The 18,423-nt window shown below is 39.0% G+C and carries 19 protein-coding genes and 1 pseudogene; 8 read left to right on the top strand and 12 right to left on the bottom strand.

Annotated features, from left to right (window positions below; all coding sequences use genetic code 11):
- Nucleotides 1-21: 21 nt before the first annotated feature.
- Nucleotides 22-921 (bottom strand): LysR family transcriptional regulator, encoded by a 900-nt coding sequence (locus CWB66_RS10200; protein ID WP_138585298.1) that lies wholly within the window; start codon nt 919-921, stop codon nt 22-24.
- Between the two features lie 126 nt (nt 922-1,047).
- Here CWB66_RS10200 and CWB66_RS10205 point away from each other — a divergent pair, with 126 nt between their 5' ends.
- A complete protein-coding gene (locus CWB66_RS10205) occupies nt 1,048-1,614 on the top strand; it encodes an NADPH-dependent FMN reductase (protein WP_138585299.1) in 567 nt (188 codons plus the stop codon).
- A gap of 8 nt (nt 1,615-1,622) precedes the next feature.
- Here the strand turns inward: CWB66_RS10205 and CWB66_RS10210 are convergent, their stop codons facing one another.
- Entirely contained in the window at nt 1,623-2,063 is a 441-nt protein-coding gene (locus tag CWB66_RS10210; RefSeq protein ID WP_077536393.1) for a tellurite resistance TerB family protein, read from the bottom strand.
- Nucleotides 2,064-2,214: 151 nt separating this feature from the next.
- On the opposite strand from CWB66_RS10210, the gene CWB66_RS10215 reads away from it, so the two are divergent.
- Nucleotides 2,215-2,589: a hypothetical protein gene (locus CWB66_RS10215; RefSeq protein WP_077536394.1), complete on the top strand. Its 375-nt coding sequence runs from the start codon at nt 2,215-2,217 to the stop codon at nt 2,587-2,589.
- Nucleotide 2,590: 1 nt separating this feature from the next.
- Here the strand turns inward: CWB66_RS10215 and CWB66_RS10220 are convergent, their stop codons facing one another.
- From CWB66_RS10220 to CWB66_RS10230, 3 genes are all read right to left on the bottom strand, one after another.
- Nucleotides 2,591-3,184, bottom strand: a complete 594-nt coding sequence (locus CWB66_RS10220) for a hypothetical protein (protein WP_138585300.1) — start codon at nt 3,182-3,184, stop codon at nt 2,591-2,593.
- 70 nt (nt 3,185-3,254) lie between these two features.
- Nucleotides 3,255-5,396, bottom strand: coding sequence for a peptidase domain-containing ABC transporter (locus tag CWB66_RS10225; protein ID WP_138585301.1), 2,142 nt, complete (start codon nt 5,394-5,396; stop codon nt 3,255-3,257).
- 30 nt (nt 5,397-5,426) lie between these two features.
- Nucleotides 5,427-6,671, bottom strand: a complete 1,245-nt coding sequence (locus CWB66_RS10230; RefSeq protein WP_138585302.1) for an HlyD family secretion protein — start codon at nt 6,669-6,671, stop codon at nt 5,427-5,429.
- 139 nt (nt 6,672-6,810) lie between these two features.
- On the opposite strand from CWB66_RS10230, the gene CWB66_RS10235 reads away from it, so the two are divergent.
- From CWB66_RS10235 to CWB66_RS22235, 4 genes are all read left to right on the top strand, one after another.
- Complete coding sequence (locus CWB66_RS10235; protein WP_138585303.1) at nt 6,811-7,344, top strand: UCP032817 domain-containing protein; 534 nt, start codon at nt 6,811-6,813, stop codon at nt 7,342-7,344.
- Nucleotides 7,345-7,346: 2 nt separating this feature from the next.
- Nucleotides 7,347-7,532, top strand: coding sequence for a hypothetical protein (locus tag CWB66_RS10240; protein WP_138585304.1), 186 nt, complete (start codon nt 7,347-7,349; stop codon nt 7,530-7,532).
- 72 nt (nt 7,533-7,604) lie between these two features.
- Nucleotides 7,605-8,180 (top strand): TIGR02466 family protein, encoded by a 576-nt coding sequence (locus CWB66_RS10245; RefSeq protein WP_138585305.1) that lies wholly within the window; start codon nt 7,605-7,607, stop codon nt 8,178-8,180.
- Nucleotides 8,181-8,263: 83 nt separating this feature from the next.
- A complete protein-coding gene (locus CWB66_RS22235) occupies nt 8,264-8,440 on the top strand; it encodes a hypothetical protein (RefSeq protein WP_171037489.1) in 177 nt (58 codons plus the stop codon).
- A gap of 117 nt (nt 8,441-8,557) precedes the next feature.
- Here CWB66_RS22235 and CWB66_RS10250 read toward each other — a convergent pair.
- From CWB66_RS10250 to fabR, 7 genes and pseudogenes are all read right to left on the bottom strand, one after another.
- Nucleotides 8,558-8,785 (bottom strand): annotated as a pseudogene (locus CWB66_RS10250) (hypothetical protein); the annotation flags it as partial.
- 43 nt (nt 8,786-8,828) lie between these two features.
- Nucleotides 8,829-9,815 (bottom strand): SRPBCC family protein, encoded by a 987-nt coding sequence (locus CWB66_RS10255; protein ID WP_138585306.1) that lies wholly within the window; start codon nt 9,813-9,815, stop codon nt 8,829-8,831.
- Nucleotides 9,816-9,957: 142 nt separating this feature from the next.
- Nucleotides 9,958-10,557, bottom strand: coding sequence for a 3-isopropylmalate dehydratase small subunit (leuD, locus tag CWB66_RS10260; protein WP_138585307.1), 600 nt, complete (start codon nt 10,555-10,557; stop codon nt 9,958-9,960).
- Complete coding sequence (gene leuC, locus CWB66_RS10265) at nt 10,557-11,957, bottom strand: 3-isopropylmalate dehydratase large subunit (protein ID WP_138585308.1); 1,401 nt, start codon at nt 11,955-11,957, stop codon at nt 10,557-10,559. Before leuC ends, leuD begins: the two co-directional genes overlap by 1 nt.
- Before the next feature lie 60 nt (nt 11,958-12,017).
- Entirely contained in the window at nt 12,018-13,094 is a 1,077-nt protein-coding gene (gene leuB, locus CWB66_RS10270) for a 3-isopropylmalate dehydrogenase (protein WP_138585309.1), read from the bottom strand.
- Entirely contained in the window at nt 13,091-14,644 is a 1,554-nt protein-coding gene (gene leuA / locus CWB66_RS10275) for a 2-isopropylmalate synthase (RefSeq protein ID WP_138585310.1), read from the bottom strand. Before leuA ends, leuB begins: the two co-directional genes overlap by 4 nt.
- Before the next feature lie 403 nt (nt 14,645-15,047).
- Complete coding sequence (gene fabR, locus CWB66_RS10280; RefSeq protein WP_138585311.1) at nt 15,048-15,671, bottom strand: HTH-type transcriptional repressor FabR; 624 nt, start codon at nt 15,669-15,671, stop codon at nt 15,048-15,050.
- 126 nt (nt 15,672-15,797) lie between these two features.
- On the opposite strand from fabR, the gene CWB66_RS10285 reads away from it, so the two are divergent.
- The gene (locus tag CWB66_RS10285; protein ID WP_138585312.1) at nt 15,798-16,931 is read left to right on the top strand and encodes an acyl-CoA desaturase; all 1,134 of its coding nucleotides are present in this window, start codon (nt 15,798-15,800) and stop codon (nt 16,929-16,931) included.
- Between the two features lie 13 nt (nt 16,932-16,944).
- A complete protein-coding gene (gene sthA, locus CWB66_RS10290) occupies nt 16,945-18,375 on the top strand; it encodes a Si-specific NAD(P)(+) transhydrogenase (RefSeq protein ID WP_171037490.1) in 1,431 nt (476 codons plus the stop codon).
- Nucleotides 18,376-18,423 lie beyond the last annotated feature (48 nt).

The raw sequence follows: 18,423 nt of genomic DNA on the forward strand, positions 1-18,423 counted from the left end.
TTTATGCAGGTTGGTATAAAACTATTGATTAGCAGCTAACTTACTAAAATGTGTTTTTAGCAATCCCGCAAAAGCTTGTACTTTGGCGGTGCGATGCACTAAATGATGAGTGACTAACCATACATCGGTGGGCCAACTTAGCTCATTAGGTAGTATTGGAACTAAATCAGCGTATTGCCCCGCTACATTGTGTTGTAACCCACCAATACCTAAGCCTTTAATTATTGCACGTGTTGCCTCTGCAGTTTCAGACACGCGCAGCTTTATTTGCGATGCAGGAATATGTTCATCAGCCCATGCAAAATAAGGTACTCGAGCATTAAAACCCGCCACACCTGATACAAAATTATGTTGCTGTAAATCACTTAACGATTTAGGCATTCCGTACTTATTAATATAACGTTTATTAGCATACAAACCTGACGACAACAGTGCTAAGTGCTGCGCAATATAATCACCCTCATCAGGTTTGGGTCCTGCTCGTACTGCAATATGAGCTTGCCCATGATCGAGCCTTAGCCTTTTTTGTTCTAAAATAACTTCTAACTGCACCTGCGGGTGTAACGCCTGAAACTGCTCGCATACATCACCGAGTAAATCCATAAAACCACTCACTGTAGTAAGCAGTAAACTACCTCTGAGAGTACTGTCGGCGGCAGCAATATCGTTATGCAACTGCTCTAATGAGCCATGAATGGTTTGCGCTGTCGCAAATAGCTTAGTGCCAATTTCAGTTACTTTATAACCACGGGCATGGCGATGAAACAGCCTTGCGTTTAAGTTTTTTTCTAGATTATTAATTCGCCTAAGCACTGTGCTATGGTGCACATTGAGCGCTTCAGCTGCCGCTGTTAACGTGCCTAAGCGAGCCACTTCAAAAGCGACTTTAACATCTTGCCAGTCATCAAATTTTATTGCCATACTGCTTGCCTTTTACTTATGTGCATATACGCACACAAGTGTTGCGTTTATTCGGGTTTTCTACAAGTAAAAATTTGCTAAAGTAGTTAACAGACAAACCTAACCACTCGATTAAAGGCGACTACCATGACTGCACCAAAAATTATTGCCCTTGCAGGCAGCTTACGTAAAGACAGCTTTAACCAAAAATTAATTAATGAAGCAGCACGTTTTGCACTAGAAAGCGGTGCAGAGGTTGAAGTTATTAAACTTGCCGATTTAGATTTACCCATGTTTGATGAAGACATTGAAGCACAAGGCACACCCGTTGGCGCACAGTTATTAAAAGACAAGTTACGCGCAGCTGATGGTATTTTACTCGCTAGCCCAGAATACAATGGCTCAATTACCGCAGTGCTTAAAAATGCGATTGACTGGGCATCGCGAACAGAGCAAGGTGCGGTTCCTGCTTTTCGCAATAAAGTAACGGCTTTATATGCAGCGTCGCCAGGTGGTTTGGGTGGATTACGTGGCTTAAATCATGTGCGTGATATTTTATCAGGCATTGGCAGCTTAGTATTAGCTGACCAGCTTGCAGTACCCGCTGTACACACTGTGCTTGATGAAAGCGGAAAAATCAGTGAGCCCGTTACAGCTGAAAGAGTATCTGCTCTTGCTTATCAGCTAGTAAGTGTTGCAAGTAAATTAAAATAACTTACCAATCACTTCGTCGCCGCTATTTTAGCGGCGATAAAATCAACATGAGTAACATATAAAAGCCCTGCAACTTTACGTATAACATAATCTTCTTGTGGATCAATTTCACCATCTGCATACGCTAAACGCCACAATAACTCTATAATTTCTATACGCTGTGCCGCGCTGCAATGTTCGTTAATTTGTTTCGAAAATTGAAAGTAATCAATAGACTCATCTAAACTACTCGCCGCATTAGTAGTAAGCTCATCAACCTGTATATCGGTTAAATTAAAATACTTTTTTAAGGTGATAGTCAAAGTTTGCTGTTCGTTATGATCAAGCTTGGTGTCTGCTCGCATAACTTCAATTAATAATGCAGCAACAGCAGTTTTTAAGTCATGCTCTTGCATGCTGAGCTGCGGCTCATCGAATGAGGCAAATAGCTGTTTTATTTGTTTAAACATCACATTATCCATTTTTGGGTGTTAGACTTATACCAATTGCATTAAATTAGTGATCTATTATAGCGATAAGATAATAGGTATTAATATAAATACACTGAACTTATATGAGTAATTAATGGGTATTAAGTTCGTAAATTAAAGGAGTCATTATATGAAAGGATTAAATACACCGCATTTAGTAATTGCTAGCATACTAATAGCCCTTTCGAGTGTAGGCACTGCATTTGCTGAAAAAGCCAAAACGGAAAAGCTCTACGACTTTGATAACAAAGTACATTACTATCAGACAAAAATTGGCGAAGAGAACTATAAAATAGAAATCCAATCCGACGACTATGAGCATTTTACCAATCAAAGTGTATTTTTATTACGCCATGCTGACCGATTATGCCGAGGCAATACATTTATGTTAAAAGTGCTTGAAGGCGTGCAAGAATACGAACGTTTTCCGACTAAACCACGCGCCTATCAACCCGATCTAAATGTTTTACTGCAATGTGAAGCACCCGAGAAAAAAGAAAAATAGTTTATTTTTCGTAGCCCCATGGCGCTACTGGTGGAGTAATTGGTTTAGTTAAATCAAAATCCACCTTAAACTCACGTCCTTGACGAATCAATCGATAAGTAAATACCTCAGGGTAAATATACATCTGCCACGTATTTCCAACCGACTGAGCGATTCCTTGCTTAACAAATAACTCTTTAGAGTACTGATCCGCCGGAAATGACTGCATTTGTGCAAAGCCTGCATCAAGTGTATGACCGCCATACATAGTAGATGCGTCGTCGGTACCATCTTTATGACGATGATCATGCTTTAAGCTCAAGCCACTGCCCGTTTTAGTAATAATCCACGTGCGCGATGCATCATTTCCCACATGAAATGGCACTTGCAGCTCGCTATCAGTGCATTTACGTACATGCATAACTAGTTTTTTATTCTCAAATGAGCTTGGCCCTTTTGCATTATCTACTGTTACTTTACCCTCAAACGCCTTACCGCAGTGCGCTGCAATGCTATTAAAAAATGCATCGTGAGTAAGAATAGACACCAAAGGTGCAGGGCGTGCGATAGCTGCTGATGAGGCAAGTAATAGAGTTGCTGCCGTTAATAATTTCATAAAGTACTCCAAAAGATGTTGCCTTATCGCAAAATCAAAGAAGCTAGGTAGCATAAGTTTATTACGCACTTTACTCATTAGATTCGCTTATTACTATAGGCTTGGTATCAGCCAGACAGTTGTTCAGCTTTATTTCCCGGTCACTTGATTCAATTGTTTCTTTTCTATGTGCAATAATTACACGGGTCAAGCATAATCCCGAGATAGCTTGATTGATACTTGTTTCTAGTTTGCTATCCAAGTGGCTCGTTGCTTCATCCATAAATAATATTTTTGGTTTTTTATAAAAAGCTCGTGCTAAAAGTATTCTCTGTTTTTGGCCTCCAGAAAGACTAGAGCCCATGTCACCAATTAAGCTATCATACCCCATAGGCATAGCAGTTATATCCTCATGAATAGAAGCTAAACCGGCACAATACATAACCTTTTCCATATTAATCCGATTATCAAAAAAAGCTATGTTTTCAGCAACTGAACCTGATAGTAGTTCATCATCTTGCATTACTACTGCAATTTGTTGTCGGTACTGCCTTGCGCCGATTTTATCAATTGAAACACCGTCAATAAAAATCCCACCATCATTTGCTTTTAATAACCCCAGCATAACTTTCAATAAAGTAGATTTCCCGCATCCTGAAGGGCCAGTTATAGCTACCGACTCACCGACCTTAATAAATATGTTCAAATTATTAATTATGTTTGGTGTTGTATCAGAATAAGAAAAACTTAGATTTCTTACCTCTATATTACCCTCTATCTGAAAGTCTTTTCCTTTACCTAACTGTAAGTTTTCTTTTTCAGTCAGAGCAATATCAGAAATACGATCAAAATGTAAGTCTAACATTTTAAATTCAATCAACTTCTCCACCAAGTTAGCTGACTTCTCCATAAATTGGCGCTTATAAGCCATGAACGCAAATAGCATCCCAGTACTAAATCCACCTTCAATAACTAAGTTGGCTCCAAAGTAAACAACAACAATATTCTCTAGGCCAAATAATCCTCGATTAACGGCCCCATAGGTAATTTTATAATTACCTAAGCGAATGTTGTGGTTTGTGGCATTAACATAGCGATTTTGCCACCCTCCTTCTCTCTTCACTTCGGCTCCAAATAGCTTTATTGTCTGGATTCCACGGACTGTCTCCATAAAATTGGAGTTTTCCTCTGCTCTCGCCATAATTTCTTGCTCGCTGATATCACGAAACGGTTTATACATGACTATGCGTAATATAGCGTAAGTAAATACAGCAGCTAACACAAACATTGATAAGAAAGGACTATAAAAAGCAATCATACCCAAGGTGATAACAGCCATCAAACCGTCTATAATTGTTTCGACAACACCAGTGGTAAGCAACAGTTTCACCTGCTGCAATGAACTAAACCTAGAAACGACATCTCCCATATGCCGCTTTTCAAAATATGAGAGAGGTAATCTCACTAAATGGTGAAATAAATTAGCCCCAAGTTGAACACTCATCTGATTACCTAAATGAAGCAGAGAAAAGCCGCGCAGGACATTAGTCACTACTTCAAATATAAGTACTAAAAAAAAGCCCAAAGCTAATACTATTAATAAGGATGTATCCTTTGTTAGAATTACATCATCAATAACTAGTTGAATATAATATGGAGTTGCAAGAGTAAAAACTTGCAATAACAGCGATAATATAAAAATTAAGGTTAAAGATCTTTTTAACCCCAATATTCGCTCCCAAAAGTCTGAAAAGTTTAGTCGCCTTTTAAGTTCCTTTCTTTTAAACTGCTTAGTTGGAGTTAATTCTAATGCGACTCCTGTAAAATGCTTAGATGCTTCTTCAAGAGTATAGGTTTTGACTCCAATAGCAGGATCATGTATTTCGATGTATTTACGAGTAACTTTTTTGAGTACAACAAAGTGATTCATATTCCAATGTAAAATGCATGGTAATTGCAACTCATCTAAATTTTCGAGTTCTACTTTTAATGGTCTAGATGATAGCTCCAACTGCTCAGCAAATTGAGTAATATCGAATAATGTAGCCCCTTTCATAGAAAGACTAAATCGATCTCGTAATAAATTTATATCACTTTTATAACCATAATATGCCGCGACCATGGCCAAGCTAGCCAAACCACATTCAGCAGCCTCTGATTGAAGTATTACAGGTAAACGAGCATGAGACCAAAATTGTAATCGACTAAGTGGGGTGCTACTTTCTTCATGCATATTTATAGACTTCCTATCATTTAATACAGCCTAAAGCTGCCCTTTTAAACTAAATATCGGATCAAATAACCACATAAGTAATGAGCGTTCCTCTATAACGATATCTGCATCAAGCATCATGCCAGCTCTCAAAACTGACTTCCTACCATATGCATAAACCTCTTGTTCGCCCAGCCCAACAATAACTTTATATGAGGGTTCCTTAATAATACCAGGTATAGATGTTTCCTCTGGGAAAATAACACTATTACTAACTTGTTTGATGGTACCATCATAAACACCAAACCTTTGGTAGGGAAATGCATGGTACCTCAGACGAGTAGCCTGCCCGACTTTGACAAAACCAAAAGCAGAAGTAGGTACATATATAATCGCTTGCATCTTGCTATTGATAGGTAAAATACTTAATATACTTTCGCCAGAGGAAACACTTTTCCCAACTTTCGTAAGTAAATTACTTATTACACCTGACTTTGGAGCTCTAAGTTCACCTAATAGTGATTGCCCCACCGAAGAAAGCTGAATCTGTATATCTGCTAATTCCGAGTTAAGTTTTATAGTCCTCTGTTCTTGAGTATATGGAAGTTCAACAAGCTTAGCTTTTAATTGTTCAAGCTGATTAAAGAAAACTAAACGTTCGGACTTCATATTTGACGCTTGTTGCTGTAAAGACAAATAGATATCTTTCTGCTTCTGAAGTTCAAGCTCAGATAAAAATCCATCTCTATGAAGGGCTTCAATTTTTTTTACAATTTTATTGTTCAGCTCTAAACGTTTATCTAAAGTAAAAGCCTGCCTATCTAATTCATCAATTCTAAATTGAAAATTTATTTTTTCTCTATTTAATTCATTGATTTCTAAGAGGTTATACTCCAACTCCTGAGATAGTTGAAGTTTAATATTTTGTAATTGAAGTGTGTACTGGTTAAAAAGAATTTGATTTAGCTCGGAGCTTCCTTTGGTATGCTTTGCTGATGCAATCCTAAGAATAGGCTCACCTTTGAGAATATAGTCTCCTTCACTTACTAAAACTTCAGAAACAATACCTTCTTGTGGCGCTCCTAACCTTAAAAGCCCTGCGTCAGGCTCAATAACACCAAAAACCTTTTCTTTTCTTGAGTACGTACCTGCAGATAAAAAAAGTAAGCTAACAACGACAACGCCTAGTATTAAACACGTTAGATACTTAAAGGCAGGAGGTTGAACCAAAGATATAGTTCCAGCTAATCTATTCTTCTTATGCTCAAAAACCTCTTTACGAAACAATCCACTCACTATTAAAACCTTTAATTAAAAAAAGCTATCGAAGCATTAAATTAACATACTTCCCCCTATTGACACCAGAAATTCCGGATGTTAACTTTTAGTTATCAATAAATTTACATACATTTATAATTTAAAGGTATTAAGTATAATGGATTATATTTTGAATAAGAAAGGGATTAAAAGACCCACTTTGGATGAAGTTCTAGCATACGATAATAATATATTAGTTGAAAAGTTTAGCGCAACTTACAGCTGCGACACCTCAGTATCGAAGTTTATTTTCAATGAAACAAAAAAACTTTTTTGGTTATTTAATGAATCAAACTTCGATAAATTTGGTAACTTGAGTATAGATGACTCCTTAATTATTCTAGACGAAATGTGGCATACTTTTATTCTATTCACAAAAGACTATTCCACCTTCTGCCACGATTTATTTGGTTATTACATCCATCACAAACCCACGTCTGAATTAGAAAAAGATACATACATAAAAGAAATTAATTCTCTAAGTAAAAAAGAATTACTTGAAAAAAAAAGTAATGAAAAACGCCCTCAATATGAGTACATTTATGACAAGCTTGGTGAAGAAACATTTAAAACCTGGTACTTAGAATTAAACGAAAAACTTAATATTGAAGGGAGCATCTCCATCAAAAATATAACGTTAAAGGATATTTAGTTATGAATAAAATATTAGAAAGTGAAGCAACTGTACTAGGTGATGAAAGTATTGATAAAAAGAAAACATTAATCGATGACGCATTACTAAAAAACATTAGCGGTGGAAGAGAAGAGTGTAGTAATAAATGTGCTTGGGGCTGTCAGCGAGAACGATGTGATTCTGGCCCAGTTTTACTACCAACTTAAAAACAGGTAAACCAATGCTGGATATCAACATTCAGCATTTTATTGTATTAATAAAATCCATGGAGGGTGTAAATGAGTAAAAACGTTTTAATTGTATCAAGTATAAATTTAGATACATGTAAACAAGAATTAAGTGAAGGGATATACCTAGAAAAACTAAAGGAATTTAGTATAAAAAGGAGTAACGAAGGAGGCTGGCACTCGCATTATAAGTTACACAAAATACCTTCTTCTATTTTTAATTTCTTGGCTGAAGAAATATTAGAAATAAGTAGTCACTTATTAAAAGAATACTTAAGTAATAAAAATTCACCAAAATTAAAGATGACACAACTGTGGGCAAACATAAATAAGAAAAATGATTGGAACAGCCCACACAACCACATTTCCGGTAAAAAAAATCGCTCTGAATGGTCTGGAGTTTATTACTTGGATTGCGAGAATACAGATAAAGACAATGAAAAAAGTATAGGAGGGGAGCTGATCATATTCCATAGTGGGCCTAAAGGAGTTGTTGAGAAACATTTCCACACTCCTAAAAACGGACAATTAATTATTTTTAGATCAAATGCCCTACATATGGTTACACCAAACAACACTAATAAAGACAGGATTTCTATTGCATTTAATTTATATGAAGAATTATAAATTAATATAGAAAAATATAGATTAATTTCTATATTAACAATCACTAAAATAAAATTTAGTATAACTTAAAAAAGGATATAAGAATGTTAGATAAAAAAGAAAAAAAGGCTCATAAAGATGTAAGTTCAAAAATAGAGCTTATTGAGGAAACACTGCTGAAAAATGTAGGTGGTGGTATTGAAACCTGCTCAGTAAATAGTTGCATCGGCGGAATAAATAACGAAGTTTGCTCTGTAGAAATGCCTGTACTAAAACCGTAGCCTCTAACTAAATATAAAAAGTCGAGAATTAAGAATAAACGTAAACTCGACTTTTTATATTAAAACCTTATTTAAGAGCATAAAACCAATAACATACTCTAGCTGAGTGATTTTTAGAAGCTCAGTATTGGTACATTTACGTACATGCATAACTAGCTTTTTATTCTCAAACGAACTTGGCCCTTTTGCATTATCTACTGTTACTTTACCCTCAAACGCCTTACCGCAGTGCGCTGCAATGCTATTAAAAAATGTATCGTGAGTAAGAATAGACACCAAAGGTGCAGGGCGTGCAATAGCTGCTGATGAGGCAAATAACAAAGTTGCTGCCGTTAATAATTTCATAAAGTACTCTTATAATAGTTTTTTAATACCATAGCGATTTAAATTAGCTATGGGAAATAACTGCGGCAAGTGGTTTTTCAGCCCTGTTTTTCATCAAAGTTAATAGTGAATAATGAAAATCTTGAAATATCACTTCTCCCCATATCCGTGAATAAACACCAAAATTAGTGTTATCTTGCACTGTAGTTGTTAACGTTAAAACTGTATTGCCGCTCTTGTCTTCACTTAACCGATAACCGCCATAAAGTGGTGAAAAATATTCGCCCCCCAGTTTAACGTGTTTATCTAATGCGTTATCAGGAATTAAATCAGGGTTTATTTCAAACTTATAAAGTATTTGCTTGTTTGGCTGCCAATCAGTAATTACCTCTTTAAACACAACACCTTTTTGCCATCTGCTTGTACGAATAGCGCCAACACCGCTTGTATTCATATTTGCTTCTAATGGCCTAGGAACGCCTATAAATTGAGTTAACGAGAAGGGGATTTCTTGTGGCTCTATACGACTCACATTCGCAAGTTGCTGCCATACAATATTAATTGGTGCATTAATGGTAATTGAATTTGTTACTTCGTACGTTTTTGATAAATGTAAAAAGTTAAGCTCAATCGGCGATAAAACCAACGGCAGTAGCGTTATCGACAACAATGTGGCATTTGATTTTTGTGAAATTTTTCTGCGGGTAAAACCGGCAAGCACGCCACCTAAGCTCGCAAAAAACATAAATGCAGGTAAGGCCATTGCAACACAAATACTGCCCTCGAGTAGAGTGACAATACTAACTAACAAAAATATAAAAATGGGTTGCCAAGCTTTTACTATCATTTGGCGATAAGTTAAGTTGGGGTTCTCGTTATATTCAAAATGAACGCGAATATAACCAATAGCAACTGGTACTAAAAACATAAATGAAATTGTTACTAGACTACCAAAGTTTAACGCGGCACTAAATTCAATAACAATTCGCATTGATATACCATAAAGCACACCTAAAAAAATACCGACTGCCTTTGGTGACGTTAACTGCATGTTTAGTTACTTACTTTTGATCAATATTTTGAAAATAGCAGCTCTATAATTGCAGCACAATTAAAATTGTATCTTTTAGCACTTAAATAAAAAGCGCGACCAATATGGCCGCGCTCAGAAGGAGAGCATAACTTTCAATAAGTTACTGCCAAGAACGCTCAGCTGCTAGTTGTTTTTCAAACGCATCTATTTGTGGGTTTAGCGTTTCGGTTACACCAATAAAATCTAAGCCACTTAATAAGCGCTCTTTTACGTCTTTGCGGATATCAAAACTAATTGGTGCAAACTTACTGCTTGTTAGTGTTTGATTTTTAAGATCGATTTCAATGTTGATATCGTCATGTTGCTCGCTAAGTACAAACAGTTGCTCAAGCGTATCGGCAGGTAACGCAATGGCTAACATTTGATTGTTGCCACAGTTATTAAAGAAAATATCTGCAAAGCTTTCAGCCAAAATAACTTCAAATCCATATTGCTTAAGTGCCCATGGCGCGTGCTCGCGAGATGAGCCACAACCAAAATTGTCGCGCGTTAATAATATTTGCGCGCCTTGGTAGCATGGGCGATTTAAAATAAAGTCAGGGTTTGGCTCACCGTTATCTAGGTAACGCCAATCATAAAACAATGCAGCATCAAAGCCTTCGCTGCTCGTTGATGTTAAAAACTGCTTAGGAATAATTTGGTCAGTATCTACATTGTTTTTATCAAGTGGAGCCATTAAACCACTAAAAAATACGCTCATTAGGCCTCTCCTCTAATATCAACAAAGTGACCATGTATTGCAGCAGCTGCCGCCATTGCAGGGCTAACTAAATGGGTACGCCCGCCACGGCCTTGACGGCCTTCGAAGTTACGGTTAGAAGTAGACGCACAACGCTTACCTGCTCCTAGGCGGTCATCGTTCATCGCTAAACACATAGAACAACCTGGTTCGCGCCATTCAAAGCCTGCCGCTTTAAAAATATCAGCTAAGCCTTCGTCTTCGGCTTGTTTTTTAACTAAGCCAGAGCCCGGTACAATTAACGCCTCTATGCCGGCAACAACCTGTTTGCCTTCAACAATTTTTGCCGCTGCGCGTAAATCTTCAATACGGCTATTTGTACATGAGCCAATAAATACCGTGTCTACTTTTGCGCTTGATAATTTATCGCCCGCTTTTAAGTCCATGTATTTAAGTGCGCTGCGAATAGCATCGGCTTTAATTAAATCTGGTTCTTGGTCAGGATCAGGAATGCACTGATCAACACCAATTACTTGCTCTGGGCTTGTGCCCCAAGTAATTTGTGGCTGAATGTCGTCAGCATTTAGCTCAACAACTAAATCAAAGTGTGCGCCTTCATCCGTTTTTAAGGTTTCCCAATATTCAACGGCTGCATCAAAATCTGCGTCTTTTGGTGCAAACGGACGACCTTTTAAGTAATCATAAGTAATTTGGTCAGATGCAATTAAACCCGCTTTTGCACCCATTTCTATGCTCATATTACATAGCGTCATACGGGCTTCCATTGAAAGCGCTTCAATGCCTGCACCACAAAACTCTGCTACATAACCTGTTCCACCAGCGGTACCTAACTTACCAATTACCGCCATAATTAAATCTTTAGCAGTAACCGTTGGACGCAATACACCATTAATTTGAATTTTTAACGATTTCGCCTTTTTTTGCTGGAGGGTTTGCGTTGCTAATACGTGCTCAACCTCAGAGGTACCAATACCATGTGCTAATGCGCCAAACGCACCATGCGTAGAGGTATGGCTATCGCCACATACAATGGTGGTGCCTGGCAAAGTAATACCTTGCTCTGGGCCCATTACGTGAACAATGCCTTGGTTAATTGAGTTTAAATCGTAAAGTACAATACCAAACTCTTTACAGTTTTTATTAAGCGCCATTAATTGGTTTTTAGATACTTCGCTTGCGGCATCAAGTGATCGGCTTTTAGTCGATACGTTATGATCCATCGTTGCAAAGGTTTTTTCTGGGCAACGTACAGTACGGTTTTTTTCACGTAGCCCTGCAAAAGCCTGCGGAGAAGTAACCTCATGCACTAAATGGCGGTCAATATAAAGTAAGTCGGTTTGCTCGTTTATGCTGGCAACAGTATGTGCTTGCCAAATTTTTTCGTATAACGTTTGGGCCACTTGCTAATTCCCTAATCTGTTTGAGTTGCAGCATAACGGTGCTGCAACTTTAATATGTTATTAAATGCGTGAAACGATGGCTGCTGCCACATCGCTTGTGCTGTAACCAGCATTTGGGTATATATCTGGTGTGCCTACACCGCCTTCTACAGCTTCTGCTACTGCTTTTTCAATGGTGCGCGCAGCTTCGTCTTGCCCTAGCGAGTAACGTAACATTAATGCAGCACTTAAAATTTGTGCTATTGGGTTTGCAACGCCTTTACCTGCAATATCTGGTGCTGAACCGCCTGCTGGCTCGTACAACCCAAAACCCGATTGATTCAAGCTTGCCGAAGGTAATAAGCCCATTGAACCTGTGATCATGGCGCACTCATCTGACAAAATATCGCCAAATAAGTTATCGCAAAGTAGTACGTCAAACTGACTAGGTTGCTTAACTAACTGCATAGCGGCGTTATCTACGTATATATAATCTAGGCTTACTTCTGGGTAGTCTTTGCTTACTTCGGTTACTACTTCGCGCCATAATACGCTTGATGCTAATACATTGGCTTTATCTACCGACGTTACGTGGTTACTACGTAATTTTGCAGCTTCAAAAGCAAAGCGTGCAATACGTTCAATTTCTTTGCGCGAGTATGTTTGCGTATCAAATGCAAACTCTTCAGCGCCTTCGCCGCTACGGCCTTTTTCGCCAAAATAAATGCCGCCGGTTAGCTCGCGCACACATAAAATATCAAAACCTTTTTCGCTAATATCTGCACGCAATGGCGATGCTGCGCTAAGTGCTGGTAAAAGTTGCGCTGGGCGTAAGTTACAAAACAAACCAAAGTGCTTACGAAGTGGTAAAAGCGATGCACGCTCAGGTTGCTGGTTTGGTGGTAGGTTTTCCCATTTTGGGCCACCTACTGAGCCAAATAAAATGGCATCGGCGTTTTCACACGCGCTTAGCGTTTTTGGTGGTAATGCTTCACCAAATTCGTCAATGGCTGCGCCACCAATAGCATGATGCTGACGGTTCAGGGTAAAACCAAACTTATTGCTTACAGCATCCAATACTTGCTCTGCTGCTGTCATTACTTCTGGGCCAATACCGTCGCCAGCTAATACTGCAACGCTGTAGTTTGTTTTACTCATCCTGCTTTCCTTTGTTGTTTTAAATCAGACACTTTTTGTGCACGATAAATTAAGTTATAAACACGGATCATGGCGCGTACCGACGCTTCAACCACATCAGCTGCAATGCCCGCTCCGTGGTAAGGTCGGCCATCGTATTTAGCTATAATATTTACTTGACCTAATGAGCTTGCGCCTTGGCCTGTCGCTTCTAAGTTGTATTCAATCATTTCAACGCTCATACCAGTTAAGCGCTCAATAGCTGCAAACGAGGCTTCAACAGGGCCATTGCCCGTTGCTGCTTCTTGTTTAGCTTCGCCATCAATTCGCATTCCAATCGTAGAGCTTGCTACCGATTGTGAGTTAGAGGCTGAGTTAACAAATTCTAATTGGTATTTTTCGTCTTTGTCGTTAATTTGATTAAAGTAAATCATCGCCTCAAGGTCGTAATCGTATACGGTGCCTTTTTGGTCAGACAGCTCAATAAAGCTTTTGTATAAGCCATCCATATCGTAGTCAGATTTTTGATAGCCTAACTCTTCTAAGCGATGCTCAATAACGTGACGACCCGAACGCGAAGTCATATTTAATTGGTTGCTTGGCACACCAACGCTTTCTGGCGACATAATCTCATAAGTATTTTGCGCTTTTAATACACCGTCTTGGTGAATGCCCGAGCTATGTGCAAAGGCGTTTTCGCCAACAATGGCTTTATTTGGTTGTACTGGCATATTACAAATTTTAGCCACTTGGCGAGATGCGCGGTAAATTTCTTCACTTTTAATATCTGTGTATACTTTTAAGTGGTCGTGGCGCATTTTCATGATCATCGCCACTTCTTCAAGCGAGCAGTTACCTGCACGCTCACCAATGCCATTAATAGTACACTCAATTTGGCGCGCGCCAGCTTGCACTGCAGCCACCGAGTTTGCTACTGCTAGGCCTAAATCGTTGTGGCAATGCACACTTAAACGCGCTTTATCAATATTTGGCACGTTGTTCATTAAATGGCGGATCATCGCGGCATATTCGTCTGGCGTTACAAAACCAACGGTGTCTGGCAAGTTAATAGTTGAAGCTCCGGCATTAATTGCCTGCTCAACAATTTTACATAAATCCCAATGCGGCGTACGACCAGCATCTTCACACGAAAATTCAACATCATCAGTATAGTTACGTGCCAATTTAATTGATTTAACGGCCATTGCCGTTGCATCATCTAGGCTCATACGTAATTTATGTTCAAGGTGCAAAGGGCTTGTAGCAATAAAAGTATGGATACGGCTTTGCTGTGCTGCGCGAAGTGCTTCACCACAGGCTTCAATGTCTTTAGCAACTGAGCGTGCTAAACCACAAATAATCGGGCCTTTTACTTCGGTTGCAATACGTTGCACCGAGCGAAAATCAGCAGGGCTCGAAACCGGAAAGCCCACCTCCATCACATCCACATTCAAGCGGCTAATTGTATGTGCTAATTGAATTTTATCATCTTCAGTAAGGCTTGCTTTAAGCGCCTGTTCGCCATCACGTAAGGTGGTATCAAAAATCCATACTTTATCTTGCTCTTGCATAACTGCCCCTTATTCCTATGTTACTCAATTTTTAATTGATCCCTGCAGCGAGATAAAAAAAACCCCGCAATTGCGGGGTTTTTAATGTTCAACTCGATGCAAACACACTAATCCCCGCTTACTTGCCATAGCAGTAAGAGGTTAAGTTTTAGTGTAATTAAACGAATATTTTGCATCTTATTTTCTTGTGTGTGTTCAGTGAGGTTTATTTTTAACATTGCAGAGCATTGGGTGCAAGCATAAAAAAACCACAAAACAACTTTTAAGAGGACATTGAAAGGATTAATTATGCAAGTAATTACACTTACTTAGATTGAGCCATCAAAGCAACAATGACTTTCGCTTAATTTACTAAGCACTGAAGGGCTCAGTGCTTAGATTAGTTTTTTGTTATTTTTTTGAACTATATTTCTTTAGTGCCTTCTCTAGCGTAATGCGATGCACCGCGTGTAATGTAACGTAGTTGCCAAATAACCCGCTCAATAAGCTCATCTCGTTGTTGCCCTTCGATATCAAGCGCCTCTGCACCGGCATTAAATACCAGCGTTACCATAGCTTCAGACTGAATATATGCATGCATAGCATTACATTTAGTTTCACTTTCTAAGTAATGAGCAAGCTCTAAAATGAAGTGTTTTACCTCGCGGGCTACAGCGGCTCTAAATGCTTTAGAGGTACCTGAACGCTCTCGCAGGAGTAATCTAAATTGGTTACTTGAGTTATCAATAAACTCCATAAAAGTAACCACTGAGGTGTTTATCACACTACCACCATCATTTGCGATACGCCTACGTGCTTGACGCATAAGTTGGCGCAACGTTAAACCAGCTTCGTCAACCATAGTTAAACCCAGTTCATTCATGTCTTTAAAATGACGATAAAATGAGGTTGGGGCAATACCAGCTTCTCGCGCCACTTCACGTAAACTTAAATTCGAAAAACTATGATCAGCACTTAGCTGATTAAATGCCGCTTGAATTAACGCTTGTCGTGTTTTTTGTTTCTGCTGCGCTCTAACACCCGACATCTACAGCTCCCTGAATTATTTTATATGAATATTTAGTGATATTAGCTCAATTGTACAGTCTAATACTTGACGACAAGAGTTTGAAATACTATTTTAGCTTACAGTTGTACGCTGAGATTGAGAATTATGAATAAACCACCGATTATTTGGACAAACGTCCTGTTTTTTAGCCTGACCTTTTTGGCGGCTGCCGCACTTGTACCTTGGTACGCTATTAGCTACGGGTTTACCAGCGCGCATTGGATTGCCTTTGTAGGCTGCATGTTTTATGCAGGCCTATCTATAACTGCTGGCTACCATCGATTATGGGCACACAAAGCCTATAATGCACATCCAGCCATTGAATTTATTTTTGCACTTGGCGGTGCTTTTGCACTACAAAACAGTGCACTGCACTGGAGTAGCGATCACCGTATACACCACGGTCAAGTTGATGACCCAATAAAAGACCCTTACGCAGCGACCAATGGTTTTTGGTATAGTCACATTGGTTGGATGTTACGTGACTACCAAGGCGATAGCTACGGTGATTACAGTAATTGTCGTGATTTACAACGTAATAAAATCGTTATGTGGCAGCATAAGCATTACTTAAAACTTGTGATTGCCATGAATGTAGGTCTGCCACTTACTCTTGGCTTATTAGTGGGTGATGTATGGGGTATGTTAATTCTTGCCGGTTTACTTCGTTTAGTATTGAGCCAGCACTTTACCTTTTTTATTAATTCGGTTGCACATATTTGGGGCTCTCGCCCATATACCGAAAAAAACACAGCACGTGATAATGGCTTTTTAGCGCTATTTACTTACGGTGAGGGTTATCATAATTTCCACCATATTTTTGCAAGCGATTACCGTAATGGTATTAAATGGTTTCATTACGACCCAACAAAATGGATGATCCGCGCTTTAGCCGCTGTTGGTTTAGCCAATAAATTAAAACGCACACCAGTTGAACGCATCGAAAAAGCCAAAGCCGAAACACTAATGAGTAGAACGCAAACGCGTCTTGCAAAATTGCCTTTAGCGCAAGATAAGCTTACATTGTTACAACAAGAGTACGACTTACTGCTGAAAAAACTGCAAAATTATTGTTCACTACAAAAACAAGTGTTAGAAGTTAAAAAAAATAACATGGCAAAGCAGTGTGAACGCTCAGCATTAATGGCACAATATCATGAGCTAGAAGCCGCCTGGGAAAATCAAAAACAGGCATGGCTAGCACTTAATGCGAGGTTATTAAAAGCCTCTTTTAATTAATTTAGGAGTGGCAGTGGCCAAACAATCAGAACAAAAAAAAGTACCCGTGACATACCAATATGACGCAATCATCATTGGCACGGGTCCTGGCGGTGAAGGTACCGCCATGAACCTTTCAAAAAACGACAAAAAAGTAGCGGTTATTGAACGCCAAGAGTCAGTTGGTGGTGGTTGTGTGCATTGGGGAACCATTCCTTCAAAAGCGCTTCGCCACTCTGTTAGTCGTTATATTGAATACAAAGCTAACCCATTGTTTAATGTTGGCGAACGCCCTAGTCGTCTAACATTCCCTGATATTTTACGTCACGCAAGTTCGGTTATTTCTAAGCAATCCAATTTACGTAGTAGCTTTTACGATCGCAACCGCATTCATATGTTTCAAGGCGATGCGAGCTTTGTTGATAAGCACACCATTGAAATAAAAAGAAATGACGGCTCAACCGAGCGACTGACCGCTAAAACGATTGTTATAGCAACGGGTTCTCGCCCTTATCGCCCACCTGAAGTCGATTTTACGCATTCTCGTATTTATGAAAGCGATACAATACTTGGCCTTGAGCACGACCCCCATCGCGTACTTATCTACGGCGCAGGTGTTATTGGCTGTGAGTATGCTTCTATATTTAAAGGTTTAGGCGCAAAAGTTGATTTAGTTAATACCCGCGATCGACTACTTGCTTTTATGGATGCTGAAATCTCTGATGCGCTTAGCTACCACTTTTGGAATAGCGGTATTGTTATTCGTCATAACGAAGAGTTTGACCGAATAGAGACGCGTGATGACTGCGTTATTATGCATTTAAAATCGGGCAAACGCGTAAAAGCTGACTGTATTTTATTTGCAAATGGTCGCACAGGTAATACCGATACACTAAATCTTGAAGCCATTGGCTTAAAAGCCGACAGCCGTGGACAGCTAAAAGTTAACGAAACATATCAAACGGATATTGAAAACGTATACGCTGTAGGTGATGTAATTGGTTACCCAAGCCTTGCAAGTGCTGCGTTTGATCAAGGACGTATAGCTGCTGATGCAATTGCCTGTGGTAACTGCGAAGACAGGCTGATTGTTGATATTCCGGCCGGTATTTATACCATTCCAGAAATGAGTTCTGTAGGTAAAACAGAGCAAGAACTTACAGCCGCTAAAGTACCGTATGAAGTTGGCCGTGCTCAGTTTAAGCATTTGGCTCGTGCGCAAATTGCGGGTACTGAAGTAGGTAGCTTAAAAATATTATTCCATACTGAAACCAAAGAAGTACTTGGCGTTCACTGCTTTGGCGAACGCGCGTCTGAAATTGTGCACATTGGCCAAGCTATTATGGAACAAAAAAATGGTGGCAATAATATCGACTACTTTGTAAATACCACATTTAATTACCCAACCATGGCTGAAGCCTACCGTGTTGCCGCATTAAATGGTTTAAATCGCTTATTTAAATAAGCGATTTAAAAGCCTTTATAAATAGATAACAAAAAGCCCGCTAATTAG

The sequence above is a fragment of the Pseudoalteromonas sp. S558 genome, from assembly GCF_005886635.1.
GTDB classification, from domain to species: domain Bacteria; phylum Pseudomonadota; class Gammaproteobacteria; order Enterobacterales; family Alteromonadaceae; genus Pseudoalteromonas; species Pseudoalteromonas aliena.

Coding starts and splice junctions, on each gene's coding strand:
- CWB66_RS10200 (WP_138585298.1), bottom strand. CDS start 921: ATGGCAATAAAATTTGATGACTGGCAAGATGTTAAAGTCGCTTTTGAA.
- CWB66_RS10205 (WP_138585299.1), top strand. CDS start 1,048: ATGACTGCACCAAAAATTATTGCCCTTGCAGGCAGCTTACGTAAAGAC.
- CWB66_RS10210 (WP_077536393.1), bottom strand. CDS start 2,063: ATGTTTAAACAAATAAAACAGCTATTTGCCTCATTCGATGAGCCGCAG.
- CWB66_RS10215 (WP_077536394.1), top strand. CDS start 2,215: ATGAAAGGATTAAATACACCGCATTTAGTAATTGCTAGCATACTAATA.
- CWB66_RS10220 (WP_138585300.1), bottom strand. CDS start 3,184: ATGAAATTATTAACGGCAGCAACTCTATTACTTGCCTCATCAGCAGCT.
- CWB66_RS10225 (WP_138585301.1), bottom strand. CDS start 5,396: ATGCATGAAGAAAGTAGCACCCCACTTAGTCGATTACAATTTTGGTCT.
- CWB66_RS10235 (WP_138585303.1), top strand. CDS start 6,811: ATGGATTATATTTTGAATAAGAAAGGGATTAAAAGACCCACTTTGGAT.
- CWB66_RS10240 (WP_138585304.1), top strand. CDS start 7,347: ATGAATAAAATATTAGAAAGTGAAGCAACTGTACTAGGTGATGAAAGT.
- CWB66_RS10245 (WP_138585305.1), top strand. CDS start 7,605: ATGAGTAAAAACGTTTTAATTGTATCAAGTATAAATTTAGATACATGT.
- CWB66_RS22235 (WP_171037489.1), top strand. CDS start 8,264: ATGTTAGATAAAAAAGAAAAAAAGGCTCATAAAGATGTAAGTTCAAAA.
- CWB66_RS10255 (WP_138585306.1), bottom strand. CDS start 9,815: ATGCAGTTAACGTCACCAAAGGCAGTCGGTATTTTTTTAGGTGTGCTT.
- leuD (WP_138585307.1), bottom strand. CDS start 10,557: ATGAGCGTATTTTTTAGTGGTTTAATGGCTCCACTTGATAAAAACAAT.
- leuB (WP_138585309.1), bottom strand. CDS start 13,094: ATGAGTAAAACAAACTACAGCGTTGCAGTATTAGCTGGCGACGGTATT.
- leuA (WP_138585310.1), bottom strand. CDS start 14,644: ATGCAAGAGCAAGATAAAGTATGGATTTTTGATACCACCTTACGTGAT.
- fabR (WP_138585311.1), bottom strand. CDS start 15,671: ATGTCGGGTGTTAGAGCGCAGCAGAAACAAAAAACACGACAAGCGTTA.
- CWB66_RS10285 (WP_138585312.1), top strand. CDS start 15,798: ATGAATAAACCACCGATTATTTGGACAAACGTCCTGTTTTTTAGCCTG.